17 protein-coding genes are annotated in these 18,849 nt (G+C 64.3%); 4 read left to right on the top strand and 13 right to left on the bottom strand.

All coding sequences use genetic code 11. The features are described 5' to 3' along the window. Window positions 1–232: 232 nt before the first annotated feature. The 12 genes from eccB to ychF form a co-directional block, all read right to left on the bottom strand. Window positions 233–1,528 (bottom strand): type VII secretion protein EccB, encoded by a 1,296-nt coding sequence (gene eccB, locus IAU68_RS04145; RefSeq protein ID WP_070421280.1) that lies wholly within the window; start codon window positions 1,526–1,528, stop codon window positions 233–235. Between the two features lie 97 nt (window positions 1,529–1,625). Beyond that, window positions 1,626–3,785, bottom strand: coding sequence for a DUF6541 family protein (locus tag IAU68_RS04140; protein ID WP_070570997.1), 2,160 nt, complete (start codon window positions 3,783–3,785; stop codon window positions 1,626–1,628). 49 nt (window positions 3,786–3,834) lie between these two features. After that, complete coding sequence (gene truA / locus IAU68_RS04135) at window positions 3,835–4,716, bottom strand: tRNA pseudouridine(38-40) synthase TruA (RefSeq protein ID WP_083279290.1); 882 nt, start codon at window positions 4,714–4,716, stop codon at window positions 3,835–3,837. Between the two features lie 144 nt (window positions 4,717–4,860). Beyond that, on the bottom strand, window positions 4,861–5,286 hold the full coding sequence (locus IAU68_RS04130) for a single-stranded DNA-binding protein (RefSeq protein WP_016456430.1): 426 nt from the start codon (window positions 5,284–5,286) through the stop codon (window positions 4,861–4,863). 91 nt (window positions 5,287–5,377) lie between these two features. Beyond that, window positions 5,378–5,521 carry a hypothetical protein gene (locus IAU68_RS04125; RefSeq protein WP_016456431.1) on the bottom strand — a complete coding sequence of 48 codons (144 nt, stop codon included), beginning with the start codon at window positions 5,519–5,521 and terminating at the stop codon, window positions 5,378–5,380. 160 nt (window positions 5,522–5,681) lie between these two features. Beyond that, complete coding sequence (locus IAU68_RS04120) at window positions 5,682–6,704, bottom strand: DUF4192 domain-containing protein (protein WP_171193588.1); 1,023 nt, start codon at window positions 6,702–6,704, stop codon at window positions 5,682–5,684. A gap of 171 nt (window positions 6,705–6,875) precedes the next feature. Beyond that, window positions 6,876–6,989: a helix-turn-helix domain-containing protein gene (locus tag IAU68_RS04115; RefSeq protein ID WP_171193589.1), complete on the bottom strand. Its 114-nt coding sequence runs from the start codon at window positions 6,987–6,989 to the stop codon at window positions 6,876–6,878. Between the two features lie 174 nt (window positions 6,990–7,163). Continuing rightward, the gene (locus IAU68_RS04110; protein WP_171193590.1) at window positions 7,164–7,892 is read right to left on the bottom strand and encodes an ATP-binding cassette domain-containing protein; all 729 of its coding nucleotides are present in this window, start codon (window positions 7,890–7,892) and stop codon (window positions 7,164–7,166) included. After that, on the bottom strand, window positions 7,885–9,891 hold the full coding sequence (locus tag IAU68_RS04105; RefSeq protein WP_016456435.1) for a hypothetical protein: 2,007 nt from the start codon (window positions 9,889–9,891) through the stop codon (window positions 7,885–7,887). The genes IAU68_RS04110 and IAU68_RS04105 overlap by 8 nt, the downstream gene beginning before the upstream one ends. A gap of 5 nt (window positions 9,892–9,896) precedes the next feature. Beyond that, window positions 9,897–10,181 (bottom strand): lactococcin 972 family bacteriocin, encoded by a 285-nt coding sequence (locus tag IAU68_RS04100; RefSeq protein ID WP_171193591.1) that lies wholly within the window; start codon window positions 10,179–10,181, stop codon window positions 9,897–9,899. Between the two features lie 506 nt (window positions 10,182–10,687). Then, window positions 10,688–12,199, bottom strand: a complete 1,512-nt coding sequence (locus IAU68_RS04095) for a recombinase family protein (RefSeq protein ID WP_070725723.1) — start codon at window positions 12,197–12,199, stop codon at window positions 10,688–10,690. Between the two features lie 18 nt (window positions 12,200–12,217). After that, window positions 12,218–13,306 (bottom strand): redox-regulated ATPase YchF, encoded by a 1,089-nt coding sequence (gene ychF, locus IAU68_RS04090; RefSeq protein ID WP_171193592.1) that lies wholly within the window; start codon window positions 13,304–13,306, stop codon window positions 12,218–12,220. Between the two features lie 88 nt (window positions 13,307–13,394). Between ychF and IAU68_RS04085 the strand changes: the two genes are divergently transcribed. From IAU68_RS04085 to IAU68_RS04075, 3 genes are read left to right on the top strand one after another with little or no spacing between them, the layout of a single operon-like run. Continuing rightward, entirely contained in the window at window positions 13,395–14,768 is a 1,374-nt protein-coding gene (locus IAU68_RS04085) for an AI-2E family transporter (RefSeq protein ID WP_171193593.1), read from the top strand. A 31-nt stretch (window positions 14,769–14,799) separates the two neighbouring features. Then, window positions 14,800–15,849: a DNA recombination protein RmuC gene (locus IAU68_RS04080; protein WP_171193594.1), complete on the top strand. Its 1,050-nt coding sequence runs from the start codon at window positions 14,800–14,802 to the stop codon at window positions 15,847–15,849. Between the two features lie 11 nt (window positions 15,850–15,860). Next, a complete protein-coding gene (locus IAU68_RS04075; protein ID WP_171193595.1) occupies window positions 15,861–16,511 on the top strand; it encodes a DUF6542 domain-containing protein in 651 nt (216 codons plus the stop codon). Here the strand turns inward: IAU68_RS04075 and IAU68_RS04070 are convergent. Further along, window positions 16,508–17,479, bottom strand: coding sequence for a 4-hydroxy-3-methylbut-2-enyl diphosphate reductase (locus IAU68_RS04070; RefSeq protein WP_171193596.1), 972 nt, complete (start codon window positions 17,477–17,479; stop codon window positions 16,508–16,510). The two genes, IAU68_RS04075 and IAU68_RS04070, sit on opposite strands and share 4 nt — an antisense overlap. Before the next feature lie 103 nt (window positions 17,480–17,582). On the opposite strand from IAU68_RS04070, the gene xseA reads away from it, so the two are divergent. Next, window positions 17,583–18,839 (top strand): exodeoxyribonuclease VII large subunit, encoded by a 1,257-nt coding sequence (gene xseA / locus IAU68_RS04065; protein ID WP_171193597.1) that lies wholly within the window; start codon window positions 17,583–17,585, stop codon window positions 18,837–18,839. Window positions 18,840–18,849 lie beyond the last annotated feature (10 nt).

The raw sequence follows: 18,849 nt of genomic DNA, 5'->3' as shown, positions 1-18,849 counted from the left end.
CGACACCGCACCGCTGCGTGCGCGCCCAATTGCGACCATTGATTCCGCTGCCCCACACCGAAGCAGTTTCACGGTCGCAAGCGTCGTGCTCGTCGCCGCCCTTGCTGTCGCAGTGGGCGCTTTTCGACGGATACTCCTCCAGGGCCGACCCCGGCATCGCTCCATTCACCACGGCTAAAACTCGCCGCGAAGGTAGTGCACCGAGACCAGATTGACTGGCGTCGCAGCGCTATCAGTAGGTCGCGGTCAGCGCTGCCTCGCGTGTGAGGGCCGGGCCTTCGGGCAGGAGACTGAGGATGCTCCACGGAACGGTGTCCACGTGCAGTGCGCCGACGACGTCGAGGTTGTCCCTGGTATCCACCAGATGGCGCTGACCTGAAGCGGACACGACGTGGTAGCCGGCACCGGTGTCGACGCCGACAGCACCGGAGGCTAACCCGACGAAATGGGTCGCGGGGCTGTCACCGGACAGCTCGACCGATCCTGCGGTCAAGACATCCGAATCTGGGGCAACGAGTGCAACAGAGCCTGACTCCGTCACGCACACGGCCGATCCTTGTGGATCAACCCACTCCGGCGCTTTCTCCGGAACGGCGATATCTAGCGGGACTTGGGCATCCGGATACGCGGCAATCTGGGAGGGGGAAGAGGTTGAGGTGGGTGCGGCGGCGTCGATAAGCAACTGCTTCTGTAATTCCGAAACGGGCTGAATGCCGCCATGCTGTGTGACAGCCCATGCTTCGTCGGTGCCGTCGGCGAGCAACAGGCGCGGCAATGGGTGTGGCAGGCGGACCGGCGGAAGTTCGCGGATCGCGGACAGCACCGGCGCACTGATGTCTGCGCGGACGACCCGCGCGTCGATGCCCAGGGCGCGTCGGATCAGCCTGCCCTGTGCATCGCTGTCTGGCGGGAGTTTTGCGCGCCCCTCATTGGTGAGCATCCACTCGTTGCCGCCCTGAGTAACCGCGACAGCCTGCCCGTCGGCAAGCTGCTGCACCGGTTCCCCGGCGACAACCGTGACACGCTCCTCCCCCTCGCACGCCGACCACGCAGCATCCACCGCATCACCCGGCGCGAACATCGCCGGCGCCGTGGCGATACCCAACGGCACACCGCGCGGCATCTCGGTGAGTCGCTCCTCCCCCACGCGCTGCGGCTCCTCCGCACTGCCTGCGATCAGTCGCGCCGACGTCAGGTTCGTCACCGGGTGCACTACCTCCCCGACCCGCACGTACATCGCCCCGTCATTGGCCCGCAGAATCGCCGCCGCGCCCGGATCCGGATTCGGCCGCAACCACGCGAACAGCCCCGATCCCGCCGCGATGAGCGCCACCGCGACCATCCCGAAGATCGCCGAACGACGCCGTGCCGCCAATGGATCATGAATCATCCGGATATCCCCGTAAATGAGCCCGTGCTCCACGCGCCGGCGCATGAAACGGTGCCCCGAAACCTGCGAACGCGTCGTCGGCAACAGCCTGCGCGCCTGCTTTGTCTCCCCCGAAACGGCATGAGTGTGCTGAGCCATGTGGACGCCCCCGTCGATTAGCAATGGCTTCTTTAAACGACGCTAAGCGCATGCGGGGCGGGCTTCAACCCGAAAATGCGCACTGAAGTGCGCAACGCTATTCGACGCCCGCGGCCGCCAGCTCCTCACTCGTCGGAGTCAGCTCAGGCAGCTCGGTGGAGCCGCCGTTGGCGACGGCGTCGCGCTGGAGTTCCTTGATCTCAGCTGGGGTGAGCTGCGCGTTGACGGCGAAGATGGTCACGCGACCGCGCTGGTAGACGGGCGTGACGCCGGGGGTGGTCCACAGGGCCTTGTCCACCTGCCAGTTTTTGGGCCCGGGCCAGAAGGTGTTGCCGGAGGAGACGATGAAGCGGACGCCCAGGTCGGCGGCGGCGTCGTCGGCGGGCGATTTCTCGTTCGGTCGGCCGCGTTCACCGGCGCCGAGTTGGCCGGCGCGGTCGGCGAGCAGGTTCGAGTCGACGCCCAGGCCGCCGTTGGGCCACAGGTAGTGGCGGGCGACTGTGGGCACGCCGTCGATGGCGTAGGCCCAGGAATACCCGTCGGTGGATTCGCCCATGACTAAGCCCTCGTGAGCCTCCGGGCGGGAGGCGAGCCAGGCGTAGGCCGTGAGCTGGTCGTCGTCGACCATGCGGTCGTTGAGGCGGGAGGCGTCGAAGGACATCTTCGCGCCGTCGACGGCGACGGTGGACGCCCAGGCGCCGGTGCCCCACCCGACGAGAACCGCGAGGATAGCGGAGGCAATCGACGTGCCCCACACCCACGGGCGGGTGCCGTAGCGGGCAGCGACGGGAGCGAGCGTGAACACGCGGATGATCATCGCGGCGCCGACAGCGGCACCGGCGATGACGGTCAGCGCCACGACCGTGATGATGCGGTGCGCGGAGTTGTAGTGCGGGGACCCGAGCAGGGTCAAAAGCGGTTCCCACAGTCCGTCGAACGGGTGCAGCGCATGCGCCGCGCTGGCCGTCATGAGCCCGTAGAAGACGGGCGCCCACACCTGCCCGCGCCAGACCACCATGGCGATCGCGCCGAAGCCGGCGAGCCACAGCAGGATGGTCGGGTCGAAGTCGGGGAAGAACTCGCCCACGTGGCGGGTGCTCATCTTGAACGCCTTCTCCCAGGCCTCCCCTGAAGTGACATTCTCGCTGGCGTCCCAGGTGTTCACCTCTTCGGCCTGAGTCTGGCCGGCGATGAGCTGCGGGAGGAACGCCACCGTCGCGCCGAGCGCCGGAATGGCCAGCCACAGGACATCGCTAACACGCGAGCGGTCCGGGCGCCACACCAGGTAGGTCAGCCAGTACAGCAGCACGGCGAGCACCACGACGAGCACCGCGGACGGGTGGACCTGCATCATGCCTAAGAACGCGAACAGCGTCGGCAGGGCCAGCGCGCGGTAGCGCGGCACCTGGTGGAACAACGCGATGACGATGCCGGACAGTCCGATCGCCACGATGTAGGGGCGCATGCCCACGAAATCCGGGATCCACACCAGCACCGGCGAGGCGTACACCGCGATGGCGGCCAGTCCCGCGGCGATCTGCGCGACCATGCCGCGGCCGCGCGCCATCGCCCACGCCAGACCAGCGGCGCCGGCGGTCAGGGCGAGACTCGGCAGCACGATCGACGCGAGGTTCACGGCTTCCACGGGGGCGAGGTCGCCCGCGCTGGCAAACAGCGCCGTCGCCGCGTGGAAAGCGGAAGGATAGAAAAGATCGATGTGCGTTTCGGGGTTCTGCAGCTCGCCCATCCGCGTGGGCGAGGCAATGCCTTCCTCCATGATGAAGCGCACCGCATTGACGTGCCACTGGATGTCCCAACCCTGGACAATATTGTCCAGCTGGCCGGGCACCTTCGACTGGAGTTCGAGCTGCTTGGCGATCAGCATCCACGCGCCAGCCACGACGCCGGCGCCGGGCAGCACCCACGACGGGTCGGCGATACTGCCGCGCCGCCAGTCGCCCGGCCACAGGGCACGCACCCAATTCTTCGCCGCGCGTTTTCTCGCCCGCCGCGCGAACGCGTAGCGCCACCCGGCCGCCAGACACAGCATGAGCACTAAGAAAACGATGAACGACGGCCACCCGAAGCGGATTCCCATCGCGCCGTACATCCAGCTGCCCAACCCGACGATGCCGAAGGTCGCGGGCAGCGACGACGCGGCCGCAGCGGGCAGTTTCGCGCCCGCGACCCACGCGAAGATCAGCCCCGGCAATGTGAATACAGCGATGGCCAACCACACGGCACCGACTGCATCCATGCGCTACCTCCCGGGGGCGACTCGTTCGGACAATTCCTGCCCAAGCAGTCTATTCCGTCGCCCGGGAAGACTCGGAGTGCACCTCCGAAGCGTCGCGCCGGTCGCGCGTCACTGCAGCGCGAGCTGCGAGTTCGTTATCTGCCGGGTAGTCGACGCCGAGGAGGGTCAACCCATTTGCGGGTGCCAAACTCACCGCGGCAGAGCGTTCCTTCTCCCCCAGCAAAGCCGCGGCCCACTCACCGTCGCGCTTGCCGGAGCCGACGTCGAGACACGTGGCCACCAGCGCGCGGACCATGTGCCAGCAGAACGCGTCGGCGACGATGACCGCCTCGTAGAGCTCGGGTTCCTCACCGGTGGACACGTCGCGCCACTCGAACGAGCGGACCTCCCGGATCGTGGTGGCGTGCGGCCGCGCTTTGCAGAACGCCGCGAAGTCGTGCAGCCCGACCACGGCATTCGCGAATTCTTGCGCCGCGTCCAGGTCCACCTTCTTCGGCCACACCGCGGTGTCCCTCACGCGCAGGGGCAGCGCGCCGCCGTCCGCGGTGGTCACCCGGTAGCGGTAGGTGCGCGTCAACGCCGAGAAACGCGCGTCGAAGCCGTCGGGCGCGGCGGACACTGCCGAAACGCGCACGTCGGGATCAAGCAATTTCGCTAATCGACGCACCAACCTCCCCGGATCCCCCTCAATCGACCTCTGGTCCAGTGACGACACCGGAATATCCGCATGCGCCACCTGCCCGGCGGCGTGGACTCCCGCGTCCGTCCGGCCGGCCACCGTCAGCTCCACCGGGTAGCGCAGGATCAGGCTCAGCGCGTCCTCCAGCACGCCCTGCACCGTGCGGAGCTCTTCCCCACCGGCAGGTTTCTGGCGCGCCCAACCGTGGAAGTCCGTGCCGTCGTAAGCGACATCGAACCGCAGGCGCACCATCTCTTCCGGATCGTCCGCACGGTCACCTACAACGTCGAAATCACTTTTTCCTGCGCCCATGCCCCCAACCATAAATGGCGCCACTAGATGCGTTTGAAATCGCTTCACAAAACCCCAGGTCAGTTTCCCTGCGGGGTTTCGTAGTTAGAACGGTACTTCTTCGCCCTCAGCGCCAGCCAGGGCGGCGGTCGCCGCCTCGCCTCCGCGACGGGCAGCGCGAGCAGCGGACTCCTTCTTGGAATCGATCAGCTGCACCGTGTCGATGCGCGCCACCAGCGGGTACTGCTTCACACCGTCCTTGTCGGTGTAGACGTCGGTCTTGAGCGAGTAGCTCACCGCAACGCGATCGCCGGAGCCGATGCAGCCGAACACACCGGGGTTCGCGGCGTCCTGGACGTAGCCGGTCAGCTCCACGATCTCGCTTTCCACCTTGCCGGTGGACTTGTTCTTGAAGGTGTTGCGCGCATAGACGCTGAGCTTCACCGTCGCGCCGCCGTTTGCGTGCTCGAACAGCTTGGGTGCGCGAGCTGCGTTGCCGACGATGGTGCCGTTGTTGAAGGGGTTGGACATGTTGGTTCTCCTTACGTGAGTGGGTGTGATTTGCCGTGCAATTTGGGTACTTAAGCAGCTGCTTTGCTGCTGCGGGGCGGTTGCGCTGTCGTTACAACACTGCCCAGGGCAGCGGTGTGCCTGCCGCCTCTAGGTCGCGCAGTTCTTGTGCTGCGCCCGGATCGGCGTCCTCGCCGTCGATGCCGTCGGCGAGCTGGTAGAGCAGTTCCAGGTCGGTGTGGGTGATGTCGCGCATCACGTGCCTCCTTGTTCGGATTGATGGTCAATCCGTCTGTTGGAGACAGCTCTGCTGTCTAAAGGTCACTCCCCTGCCTCGTTGCGGTGTCTGTCGTCGCAAGCCAAGGCCCCGCGAGAAAAAGAAACCCCGTTGCATTGCTACAACGGGGTGTGTGGTGCTACTCGGCAAACAAGATCGTGCGGGTCTTCTCAGCGCCCTCGCGGACAAGCTCGACCATCCGCTCGCCTTGGCCGATGTCGGTCAGCTTCGCGACCAGCGACGGGAAATTTTCGTCTGGCCCGATCTCGGTGGCCCGCTGCGCAGCCACGCCAGCTAACCCCGGCTGGCCCGTGGCGTGCGCGAGCACGGCGACAGTGGCGGTGAGCTGCGCCCGCATCCCCGGCCAGCTGGTCGGGACAGCACGCATAACCTTCTCTATGAACGCAAGGCCAGCCTGCGGCTCATCGAGCAGCGCCGCCAGCAGCGTGTCCCGCAAGCGCGGCGTGGTGAAGCATTTCAACGCAGACCGAACAGCGCGAGTGCTCGGCTGGGTCATCCCTGCCGCCGCCTGCTCGTACTCACGCTGCAGCATGTCGGAGAACATGGGCGGGATATACGCCAGCGCGTCTTCGATGATGTCGGCGTGTTCGGCAGCGTCGATGCCGTGTTCGGTGCTGTTCAGGCGTGCCTCGATGTCGTCTTTGCTCGGCTCCGGCAGCTCGCCAGTGTGCTCTAGCATCTGCTGCAGCGCCGCCGATGCGGCGACCTCGCCGACAACGCCGTGGCGCGGCTCGTCGATGAGCGGATGCTGATACACAGACCACCACGCAGCCCCAGTGACGATCTCAGGCACCTGCACCACCCCGAGCAGCGGCGGTAGGTGCACTGCCCCGCTGGTGAGGTACGTGGCCGTCTCATCGAAGATCGGTTGCGCAATGTCATCGCTGATCATGTACGCGATAACAGCGTCGAGTTCGAGGTGGTGGACCCACGCTGCGAACCGCTCGCGGCTCTCGGTGAGCTTCTCCACGGCCTCGTCCAGGTCGAACCGTGCGACCGGGCCGAGGCGGACGGTGTCGACGCCCTCGTCGTCGACGAAGAACGCGAGGATCAGCGAGTTATTCGGGTAAAACCCGAGGATGCCGGGGAGGTTCGCGAGGATCTCACCGTGGGATGCAAGCGTGTGGGAATGAGTGGACATGGCAGTGCTCCTTTGCACGAATACGGGGTGTACGTGGTCAATCCCGTATTCGGTCCGGCTCTGCCGGTCGCGCCCTGCCACGGCACCACCGCACCTGAAGCGTGCTGAGCGTCGCTAGCGCAGCCTGATGCTCGGCTTGCCGGGTGCGGGCGCTAGCGACGCAGCCTGTGATTAAGCGTCGGCGTCAATGCGCTTGAGAGCGCGATAGATCGTCGGCCGCGAGACGTTGAAGGTGCGCGCTACTGCGCTGACGGACTTGCCACCGTCGATAAGCTCCTTGGCCATCTGCGCCTGCTCAGTCAGCTACGCTGACCCAAGCAGCATAGCTAACCCCCGACGTGTCTACTTTCCGGGGGTCAGGCCCGTGCTCGACAACCCCAGCGGACTCAACGCCCACGCCAGCGTCGCGGACCATGCGGCCGGGTACCGGAAGGTGGCCAAGGCCGCGGGCATCGCGATTTAATCCCGCGCAGAGCCGGAGACTGTGACCTGGCGATCATTGATGCGCAAGGTGCTGTCAGCGGCAGCAATAACTGCGGCATCGTGCGTGGCGGCCAGAACGAGTGCGCCCCCGTCCGCAGCTCGCCGCAGGAGCGCGATAACTTGGTCGCGGTTAGTGGGGTCGAGGGAGGCGGTCGGCTCGTCAGCGAACACATAAGCCGCGCCGCGGAGCAGGGCTCGGGCGATCGCCAGCCGCTGCTGCTCGCCTCCGCTGAGAATAGCTGCCGGCCCGTCGAAGGGGACATCAAGACCGACTTCGCCGAGGGAGTGCAGCAATTCTTCTTTGGAGTATTGCTTCCTGGATAGCCCGAGGGTGAGGTTATCTTCGCAGCTTAGTTCGGGAATGATTCCGTGGTCTTGGTGGATTATCGCTGCGCGTTCTCGCCAGAACCTCCGCCTCCGCTTCATCCTCCACGCGGAGGCATTCTCACCGTCTATCCGGAGGAGGCCGTCCGCCGGCGGCAGGAGCCCGGCCAAGGTGTTGAGCAGCAAAGTCTTTCCGGAACCGCTGGCTCCACAGATGGCGACAAAGCCTGGCCCGGGTAGGGAAAACGTTGCATTTTCCACGAGGGACTTCTTCACCATCCGCGTGCTGCGCCCCACAGAAAAAGTCGACTCCGCGGCGAGACAGAGATGAGAGGTGGAAATCTCCGGCGGCAGAGTGGGGGACTGATTGGGGCTAGCCAATGACATTGTGACTCCTAGGGGAGGCGGACATGTGCTGAGAAATACTGAGACGGACAAAACCGAGGTAGACGATTAAGACAAGGCAGCTTAGCGCGGTGAAGGTGTAGAGGAACGGGTTGGGAAGCAGTAGCGGAGCCAGGACGGACAATATGACGACAACTGTCAGGCTGACCAGTTGGCTTTTGAATAGTCGCCACATCGTTTTGTCCGGTGATTGCCCAGCGCTGTGGAGGAGTACCAGGAGGCGACGGTGAACTCGGAGCTGGATGCGCGCCTGGACTATCAAGGCCGCAAGCGTGGCGAGCAAAGCTCCGAGGGCGCTCAGGATACTCAGCCAGAACAGCGCCGTGCTGGCTACTAGTTCGGCCAGACCGCGATCGGCCGCGCGTACCGGGTACACGTAGCCTTCGAGGCCGGCAGCGGTAAGTTCTGGACCCAGTTCCGAGAAATCCGCGAAGAGCAAATTTTCACTCGAAGCTGTGGAGCTTAGGAAGTCTGCGTCGAAGCCGGATAGATCGTCCGTTTCAAGCACGTAAAAACAATCGCCGGGAACCAGTTCCCCCGACATTGTTCCACTAATGAATCCGACCGCATGATCGGCACTGACCGGACCAATTTGCGCAGATTTAAGGAGCAGGTCGCCGGATTCCTGAGCCCACAGATCCACGGAAGCTGCGAAATGCTCTTGGGCTGCGGAATAGTCGACCGAGTGGTTGTCGTCTCCGGGACGGAACTGATAATCCTGCAGATCGTGCCATTGGCGGTTAGCAAGTGCCACGGGGCAGGAGTCCGGCACACCGGTACCTTCTTTCGGCAAAGTATGGCTGAGGACAGCCCCGTGCTCCCGCTCCCAGCTGAGCGCGAAGTCGCGGAAGTTCTGCTGCAGACTGGGCGGCAAGAGCTCGCCTCCTTCCACGCGGCCAGCAGGGCCGTCGAAGTTGGCTGAAAAATGCAAGGCTCCAAACTCCGCGAGAGATTTCCAGGTCTGCTGGGCCTCGGATTCCTGCTGGTAGGAGCGGAGCGCAGCCGCTGAGCTAAGACCCGCTGCTACAAAGGTCACGCAGGTAAAGACCGAAATTACTTTCAGCGCTTTTCCCGCCGCCTTCTCTGCGGGGGCACGCTGCCCCAGCAGCGCTACTGCGCGGCGCAACAATGGGGCGGTGACGGCTACGGCCAAACCGGTGGTAGCCAGGGCCAAGCCTATCCCGGCGGCGTAGAACCTGAGGAACAGGAGGGCAAAAGAATAGCTCCCTTGGCGGGCGAGGAATGTACTCGCAAGGCCAATGAGAACTAGGTGCGGGAGGATGACAAAGGTCCATTGCCGCCAATTGCCTTTTTGACTGCGGTGCCCTCCATTTATTGTGCGCAGCGCTGCCAATCTAAGACCGGAAACCCGAAGAACAAATACCAGGGCAAAAAGGGAAACGACAAATAGAAACAGGATCGCCACCAACGCGGGCAGGCGGAATACGACCGATTGGATGAGGTGAAGGAACTGCGTCTTTTCGCTTAGCCTGAGCCCGTCATTCCTGGCCGATTCGTAGAAGTGGTTCGCATTGCCACCCGTTGCTTTGGGAACCAAGACGTAGTCACCGTGGTAATCCAGCGACCCAAGCTCACTGGCCGCTTGGCTCAAGGCATCCGGCCGGTTGAGCCGGGGAATGCGTTCCGGTGCTGGATAATTTTCCTCCAGCGGGATGAAAACCTCGTGGGAAGTCCCGCTTGCGTCATCGGTGCCAGTCAGCCGGTAGATGGAGTAGCCGTTCTGCTCGGCCAATGAAACCAGTGAGTTACGGATTACCGTCGGTGCGTAGTCTGACTCAAGTTCCTCCGCGAGTGAAGTCTTAGGCTCGACGTAGTCAAGACTAAAGGTTGATTCGACCCCTAAGGACAAGGGCTTGGTGGAGTCAACCAGGGCTGTCAGCAGCCACCCAGTAGTCGCGATGACTGCAGCAAGAAGTAGGCTCAAAAGCCCAAGTACTAGGGGTCGAATACGCATGAGTTCTAGCAGAAGTTGTAGTAGTAGCTGTCCTTAGTGCCCGGCAAATTCGTTGCCCAAAGCTCGGCGATCGACTTCTGGCCGCCGCGGGTGTCGATGCTTTGTTGCCTTCTGTCGTTGACGATCACAGTCGAAGTATGGCACCGATTCACGGTGAAATAAGAACGCGCCTTAGCGTCCCAGAATCCGTACTCCCAGGTACCGCCACCTGCAGGGTAGCGAACTTTCCGGCCGACAGATGCCCAGTAGGTTGTGATGGCTGGTGCTGCCTCGCCGAGTAGCTCGGCCATCACACCGGAAGCAAAGCCTCCCTTGGCGCCGTGGTCTTGGAATTCTTCTGCGGAAGCAACGGCTGAGTTAGATACGGAAACGCTCAGAGCAGAGGCAATCAGCAGCGCTGCAAACTGCCGAGTGCGCTTTTTTGGGGGTCATAACAGTCTCCTTTGAGAGAGGAAATGAGGCGGGATTGCCTCAAAAGGGAGACTATCCTAAGTGAATACAAATGGGAATAGAACCAGTTTTCTAATTATATTGGTACTTTTCACAGGCCTTAGGCTCGGGAGGGCGTTGGTTGTCCTTGGTCCGCTATGTCTTGGATTCACCCCGTACGGAGTGGGGTTGCCCGCAACACGCCCTTTCGTCCTTGCTCTCTTCTGACGTCATCCTCGCCAACGTCAGCTGCGCGAAACTCCTGCCTAGTTTCGCACGCCGCAAGCGCACGGTGTCGTGCGCTTGCTTAGGCCGCCCCTAAGGCGCAGCACATGCGCGCGATTGTTGACGTGTCACACACTGCAACCTAGTTCCACACGATCTGCACCGATTCAGGGTTGAAGGTCTTGGTGCCGCGCACGCCACGGCGCAGGCGCACCTGGCACAGGGTGTTGATGACTCGACGCTGCACGGCAAGCTCTGCGTTGTCGAAGGCGTCCACGGGCGAGGCGTAGCCGGTTGTGTCGAGCAGCGCCGATGCGCCAGCAAGGCGGGCACGGCGCGTTTCGAGTTTCTCGATCTGCGGCTCATAACGGTTTCGCGCGCGCTTGAGGTCACGGGCCTCGATAAGCTCCTCGTCGTAGTCAGCCTGGACGCGGGCGAGCTTTGCGCGAAGCTCAGCGAGTTCGTCGTCGATGGCGTTGACCTCGTCGTCGTCCGCAGTCGGCAGCAGGTCCGCCAGGTCGTCACGACCAAGACGGGCACGGATCACGGCGAGGACAAAATCATCGACGCTATGTGTGCGCACTAAGCCACAGGCCGCGCAGCGGTAGCGGTCGGCATGCGTGCGCACGGGGTTGCCGCACTCGTCGCAGACATACAGACCCGAGCCGAGATGGCGGCGAGTGTTCCGGCGCTCCTTGTTTGTCAGCCGGTCGGGATCATCGAGCACGTTCTGCACACGCCACCACAGATCGGGTGTGACGATCGGCTCCCACTGCCCTTTTACCGGCTCGCCGGTATCGGGGTCGCGGACAATGTGCGTTACACGGCGGTATTTGTTCTTCACGCCTTTGCGTTTGGCCTTCTTGTAGGTGGAATAGCCGGCATACACGGGGTTGCGCAGAATCGAGTGCAACGACGTATAGGCCCACGGCTGCGCGTCGGGAACTGGCTTTTCTTCCTGGCCTTCAGCGCGGCGTCGAGCGTTGCGCTCTGTGACCACGGTGTGCATATGGCGCGGAGTGGTCGGGATATCCGGCAAGCCCGGTTGATCGACCCCAGATAGGGCGCGTGCAATGTCGCGCATGGAGTTGCCCCGCTCGACAGCCCGGAACATCCCGAGCACGGCGGCGGCTTCGGGTGGGATGATCTCGCCGGTCGAGGTGTAGCCGATTGGGCGCACACCGCCGGAGTACCAGCGTCCCTGCTCGGCGCGCTGCTGTTGCGCACGGGATTGGCGCATGCTTTTACGTTCGATCTCGCCGCGCGCCACGGCTGCTTTGATGCGCGCGTACATTCTGCCGCCGTCGGTGGCAAGGTCAGCATCACCGTTCGCGGTGACGAGTTTCAGCCCCTGCTCTTCTGCTCTGTCGATCCACTCTTCGAGCTGCCAGGGCTGTCGCGTGAGGCGGTCGAGGTCCCAGCAAATGATCGCGTCGATCTCGCCGCGCTCAAAGGACGCCACCATCGCGTCGTAGTCGGGACGGTCCACGTCCTTCTTTGATGCAGAGATCGATTGATCGACGTAGGTATGCACGACGTCCCAGCCGCGTTGCTCGGCAAGGGCTTCGCAGTCCTGGCGCTGCCGGTCGATGGCGAGGCCGTCCATGGCAGCGTCTAGCGAGATACGGAGGTAAATAGCAGCACGTGTAGTCATACGCTATTCATAGCGCATTTAGGTTACATTGAAACGAAACTCCACGACATCGCCGTCGACCATGACGTAGTCCTTGCCTTCCTGGCGGACCTTGCCGGCCGCGCGAGCCTCGGCCATGGAGCCGGCGGCGTCAAGATCCTCGAAGCCGACGATTTCGGCCTTGATGAATCCCTTTTCAAAGTCGGTGTGGATCACGCCGGCGGCCTTTGGGGCGGTGTCGCCCTTGCGGATCGTCCAGGCGCGGGCCTCCTTCGGGCCTGCAGTGAGGTAGGTCTGCAGGCCGAGGGTGTCGAAGCCGGCCTTGGCCAGAGTCTGCAGACCTGGCTCGTCTTGGCCGACGGCGGCGAGGAGTTCGGAGGCGTCTTCGTCGTCAAGCTCGAGCAGCTCGGTTTCGGTCTGGGCATCGAGGAAGACGGCCTCCGCGGGGGCGACGAGGTCGCGGAGCTCCTGTTTGCGGGCTTCGTCGGTAAGCACGTCCTCGTCGGAGTTGAACACGTAGAGGAACGGCTTTGCGGTCATGAGGTGCAGGTGGTGCAGCAGCGCGAGGTCGATGTCGCCGGTCTTGGACGCGGCGAACAGGGTGCGGCCGTCCTCGAGAATGGCCTGCGCCTTCTTCGCTTCCTCCGCCTGCGCGGCGACGTCCTTGTCCTTACGGCCGTCCTTTTCCAGGCGCGGCAGGGCCTTTTCGATGGTCTGCAGGTCGGCGAGGATCAGCTCCGTGTTGATGACCTCGATGTCCGAAGACGGGTCGACCTGGCCGTCGACGTGGATGACGTTGTCGTCGCTAAACGCGCGCACAACCTGGCAGATCGCGTCGGCTTCACGGATGTTGGCCAAAAACGCGTTGCCCATACCCTCGCCTTCGGATGCGCCCTTGACGATGCCCGCGATATCCACGAAGGACACCGTCGCCGGCAGCACACGCTCCGAGTCGAAGATTTCCGCCAGGCGATCCAGGCGCGGATCCGGCAGTTCGACGAGTCCCACGTTCGGCTCGATGGTGGCGAACGGGTAGTTCGCGGCAAGCACCTCGTTGCGCGTCAGCGCGTTGAACAAGGTGGACTTTCCGACGTTGGGCAGACCGACAATTCCAAGTGTAAGGCTCACGGCGCACCATCCTATCCCACTAGACCTATCCCACGAGGTTGGGCTGATTGGCAGGGGTTCGTCGCAAAGCGATGTGCGGTGGTGCACAATGGTGCGCGTGACCGCACCGATTCAGCCCGCAGATACTCGCGACGACCGCGTGGACCGCAACGTCGTGTTCAACGCCTGGATCGCCTCCGGCGCGAAGTTCACGCTGCGCATCCTGGTGATCGCACTGTTTTTGTATGCCCTGGGCAAACTGATCGGTGCCTTTTGGGCCGGTGTGCTGCCGGCGGTGCTCGCGCTGATCGTGTGCACGGTGCTCGCCCCGGTGGCCGCATGGCTGCGCGACCACAAGATCGCGTCTGGGCTGGCAGCACTGCTCACCATGTTGTTGTTTTTCGGTGTGCTCGCGGTGTTGGGCATGCTGATCGCGCCGGATATCGTCGGCCAGTCGCGCCTGCTGTACATCCAGGCGCTCGAGGGCATTCAGCGCCTGCAGCTGTGGGCGCAGGGCCCGCCGCTGAACGTGGATCCGGAGAGCCTGAACGAGGGTGTCGACGAAATCACGCGTTGGATTCAGAACCAGGCGGGCGCGATCGCGGGCGGCGTGTTCTCCGGCATCAATACAGCCGCGGGCTTGTCCGTCACGCTCATGGTGCTGTTCGTGCTCACCTTCTTCTTCCTCAAGGACGGCCACCGGTTCCTGCCGTGGCTGCGCGGCGCCACCGGGGGCCGCACCGGCCTGTACGCCACCGAGCTGCTTACCCGCGCGTGGAACACGTTGTCCGGCTTCATCCGTGCGCAGGCGGTGTGCTCGCTTGTCGACGCCATCGTGATCGGCACCGGCATCGCCATCGTCGGCGTCCCAATGGCGTTCACGCTGGCCATCATTACGTTTGTCGCGGGGTTTATCCCGATCGTCGGCGCTGTGGTCGCCGGCGCCTTGGCCACCCTGATCGCACTGGTGACTCTCGGTTTCACGAAGGCCCTGATCGTGCTTGCCATCGTGTTGGCCACCCAACAGCTCGAAGGCAACGTGCTTTCCCCGCTGCTGCAGTCGCGGGCGATGAACCTCCACCCGGTGGTCGTGCTGATCTCAGTCACGGTCGGCGGCGGCCTGTTCGGCCTGATGGGCGGCTTCCTCGCCGTGCCAGCCGCGGCCATGATCGCGGTGGCGTACCGCTATATGGTGGACGTCCTGCGCATCAATGCCGGCGAGGTCGGCGCGGACGACCTCGACTTCGCCACAGAGGAGGGCCGCCTGATCGCGGAAATCGACGAGAAGGAGTCGGTGTACAAGCGTCAGGAGTGGCGCGGCGAGCGCGAGTGGGTCAACGCCCCGCAGACGCTTAACGACGACCCCGCCGACGAGCCGTCCTCCCCCGGCTTCAGCACGAGTCTGCAGAAACTCCGCAACGTGGGCAGCCGCACCATCCTCAAACGCAGGAATGTCGAACATAAGAGCGAACCCGACGCATAGCGTGTCGTGATCGCGTGGTTAACTCGGGCGCATGCCAACAACCACGGTCTTTCTCATCCTCGCCACGGGGCTGCTCGCCGGCTTCATCGCCGGGGTGTTCGCGGGCGTGGCCTGGTTCCGCCGCTCCGCACCGCAGCCCGCTCCCCCGCAGGACCTGCGCCCCGTGGCCCGCGCGCTAAAAGACATGCGCGAACAGCTCGACCACATGGATAAGCAGCAGGCGGTGTCGTCGTCGGCAATCGCAGGCCAGGTTCAAGCCATTGGCCGCACCTCGGCCCGGCTTGGCGACCGCACCGATCAACTCATCACCGCCCTGCGCTCCCCACAAACCCGCGGCCGCTGGGGCGAAATGCAGCTAGAGCGCGTCGTCGAGCTCGGCGGCATGCTCGAGCACGTCGACTTCGACACCCAGGCGCACATGCTTGTCGACGACTCCCGCGTCCGCCCCGACATGATCATCCGGCTCACCCAGGGTCGCAACATCGTCGTTGACGCAAAGGTGCCCTTCGGCGCCTACCTCGACGCGCTCAACACCGACGACCCCGAGGAGCACGACGCCTTCCTGCGCCGCCACGCGCACCTGTTGCGTGGGCACGTGGACACCCTGTCGGGCAAGGCATATATCAACGCGTTCCAACCCACCCCCGAGTTTGTCGTGCTGTTCGTCCCGGCCGACCCCTTCCTGGATGCGGCACTGAGCCTCGAACCGGATTTGTTGGACTACGCGTTTTCGCGCGACGTGGTCATCGCCACCCCCACCACCTTGTTCGCGCTGCTGCGCACCGTGGCGCTCGGGTGGCGGCAAGAATCCATCAACGCCTCCGCGAAAGAGGTGCAGCGCCTAGGCGCTGAGCTGCACCAGCGTCTGTCCACGATGGCGCAGCACTACAACAAGGTGGGCACCTCGCTGGAAAAAGCAGTCGAAGCATATAACTCCACGCTGGCCTCGATGGACTCTCGTGTCATGGTGACCGCCCGAAAGTTAGAGGAGGCCCACATCCCGTCGCGCCGGCAGGAGGCACCTGTCTTGAAACCGGCGTCGGCGCGTGCCCGCCACATTGTGGAAGAGGACGACAGGTAAGCTTCCTCTTCGTGTCACATGTTTCGAGCCGGAGCCGTACCTCCCCGTCCGTCACCTTCGTGGGTCTGCCCACGGGGTCCGGCATCGGCATCGTTTTCGCCGCATTGTTCACCGGCGCGCTGCTGTCGCTGTCCACTGGCGCGATCTCGTGGCCGCTGCTGGCCCTTTACGCGCTGGCCGTGATCGCGGTGACCACGCTGATCAACCCGAAGGGGCTCAGCCTGACGGTAACCTCTGCTCCCCTGCTGTTCGTGGCCACGCTTGTGGTCGTGGGCTGGATCATGTCCCGCGACAGCCTGGCCGCAGGCGGTGCCAGCGCGAAAACGGCACTGCTCGCCATCGCGTATCCGGTCGCGGAGTATTTCCCCGTCCTGTTTTTCACCACGCTCGGGTCGCTGGTGATCGCAGGGGTGCGGCTGCGACTGATCAAGCGGCAAAACGCCGGGATCCGCAGGCGCGAGACGGAAGAGCGCTCCACGATCAACCGCAACAACCGTCGTACCACTTCCCAGGGCCGTCGGGCCCGCGAGCAGGCGCAGTCCGTGCCGGTTCAGGAATTGTTAGACCGCGCCAGGACAGAGAAAACCCGCCGAAAGAAGGGAAATTCCGGCGGGTCGTCCCGGGTGGTCAACCGACTGGGCGAAGACCTGTATAAAGGCTAGGCCTCCAGCGGGGCTTCGCGGCGTGGCAGGCGTAGCTCGCGTGGCAGCGCGAACGTGATGGTCTCCACCGTGGTGGTGACCTCCTCAACCTCGCCGAAGCCGACCTCCTTAAGGTGGTCGAGCACCTCGCGCACGAGGATGTCCGGCACCGACGCGCCGGATGTCACGCCGACGGTGTTCACGCCGTCAAACCAGTCGTCGTCAATCTGCGAGGCGTAGTCGACCAGGTACGCCTTCTGGGCGCCGGCTTCGAGCGCGACCTCGACGAGACGCTTCGAGTTTGACGAGTTCTGGGAGCCGACCACGATCATCAGGTCCGCATCCGGGGCGATCTTCTTCACCGCGGCCTGACGGTTCTGGGTGGCGTAGCAGATGTCGTCGCTCGGCGGGTTCTCCAGGCTCGGGTACCGCTCGTGGAGCTTGTTGACGATCTCCATAGTCTCGTCCACCGACAGCGTCGTCTGCGACAGCCACACCAGCTTCTGATCGTCCGGGAAGTCCGGCAGGCGGTCCACGCCCTCGACGCCGTCGACCAGGTGCGTGATCTCCGGCGCCTCGCCGGCGGTGCCCTCGACCTCTTCGTGGCCCTCATGGCCGACGAGGAGGATGTGGTAGCCGTCGCGGGCGAAGCGCTTGGCCTCGTTGTGCACCTTGGTCACCAGCGGGCAGGACGCGTCGAGGGTCTTCAATTGGCGCTGCTCGGCGGATTCGCGCACCGCCGGGGACACGCCGTGGGCGGAGAAGACCAGGTGGGCACCTTCGGGCACCACGTCAGTTTCGTCGACAAAGATCACGCCGCGGTCCTGCAGCGTCTCCACCACGTATTTGTTGTGCACGATCTCTTTGCGCACGTAGACGGGGGCACCGTACTTCTCCAGCGCCTTCTCTACGGTCTCCACCGCGCGGTCCACGCCAGCGCAGTAGCCGCGCGGCGACGCGAGGAGCACTTTTTTACCCTGATCAGTCATGGAACCAACCCTAACTAATCTGCGTCAAAAACAGTAGGCGGGCTGCATCGGCCCGCCGGGTACTGTTTACCTGGCAAAGATACCGGGGAGAAAGGAGCACAGCGTGGCAGAATCACAAGGCGCGCCGCCGAAGAGCACGCCGGATACGCCGTGGTCGGTGGCGAAGCTCAACAACTCCGTGAAGAGTTGGATCGACCGGTTGGGATGGCTGTGGATCGAAGGCCAGCTCACACAGATCAACACAAAGCCGTCGTGGCGGTTGTCGTACCTGACACTGCGCGACACCCAGGAGCAAGTCTCGGTACAGTTGACGGCCGAGACAGGGCTGCTCACGGGCATGCAGGTGCCGCTCAAGGACGGCGACCGCGTCGTGGCCTACGGCAAGCCGACGTTTTATCCCGGCCGCGGCTCGTTTTCCATGAAGGTCGCGGAGATCCGCCACGTCGGCGCGGGCGAGCTGCTCGCCCGGATCGAGGCGCTACGCAAGCAACTCGCCTCCGAGGGCCTGTTCGACCCGGCCCGCAAGCGGCCGCTTCCCTACCTGCCGAAAAAAGTCGGGCTGATCACCGGCCGCGGCTCGGCGGCCGAGCGCGATGTGGTCACCGTCGCCCAGGGGCGCTGGCCGCAGGTGAACTTCGAGATCATCAACACCCCGGTCCAGGGCCCGACGACGGTGCCCGCGGTGATCGAGGCGCTGCACACCCTCGACCGCGACCCGGACGTCGAGGTGATCATCATCGCCCGCGGCGGCGGTTCCGTCGAGGACTTGCTGCCGTTTTCGGAGGAAGCGCTGCAGCGCGCCGTCGCCACCGCCGGCACCCCGGTCATCTCCGCGATCGGCCACGAGCCGGACAATCCCGTGCTGGACAACGTCGCCGACGTGCGCGCCGCCACCCCGACCGACGCCGCCAAGCGCGCTGTGCCGGACGTGGCGCAGGAGCGCGCGCTTCTCGACGACGCACGCGCCCGCATCACCGCCGCCCTGCGTGGCTGGGTACAGCGGGAACGTAACGGGTTGGCGTCGGTACGCACCCGCCCCGCACTAGCAGACCCGATGATGGCGATCACTCGCCGCCACGAGGAGATCGAGCGCGCCGGCACCCTGATGCGCCGCGACATCTCGCACCTGCTGTCGCGCGAGTCGCAGCAGATCGCCGCACTGCGCTCCCAGGTTGCCGCCCTCGGCCCCTCCGCCACGCTTGCCCGCGGCTATGCCGTGGTCCAGGTCGTCCCGCGCGACCACTCGGAGCCAGAAGTGGTCACCTCGATCGACCAGGCGGCCCCCGGCGCGCAGCTTCGCATCCGCGTCGGCGACGGCTCGATTACCGCCGCTTCCATGTCCACCACTCCCGCCGACTAGAACCCACTTA

Source organism: Corynebacterium lujinxingii (assembly GCF_014490555.1).
Taxonomy (GTDB): domain Bacteria; phylum Actinomycetota; class Actinomycetes; order Mycobacteriales; family Mycobacteriaceae; genus Corynebacterium; species Corynebacterium lujinxingii.
This window is presented reverse-complemented; position numbering and strand designations above follow the sequence as displayed.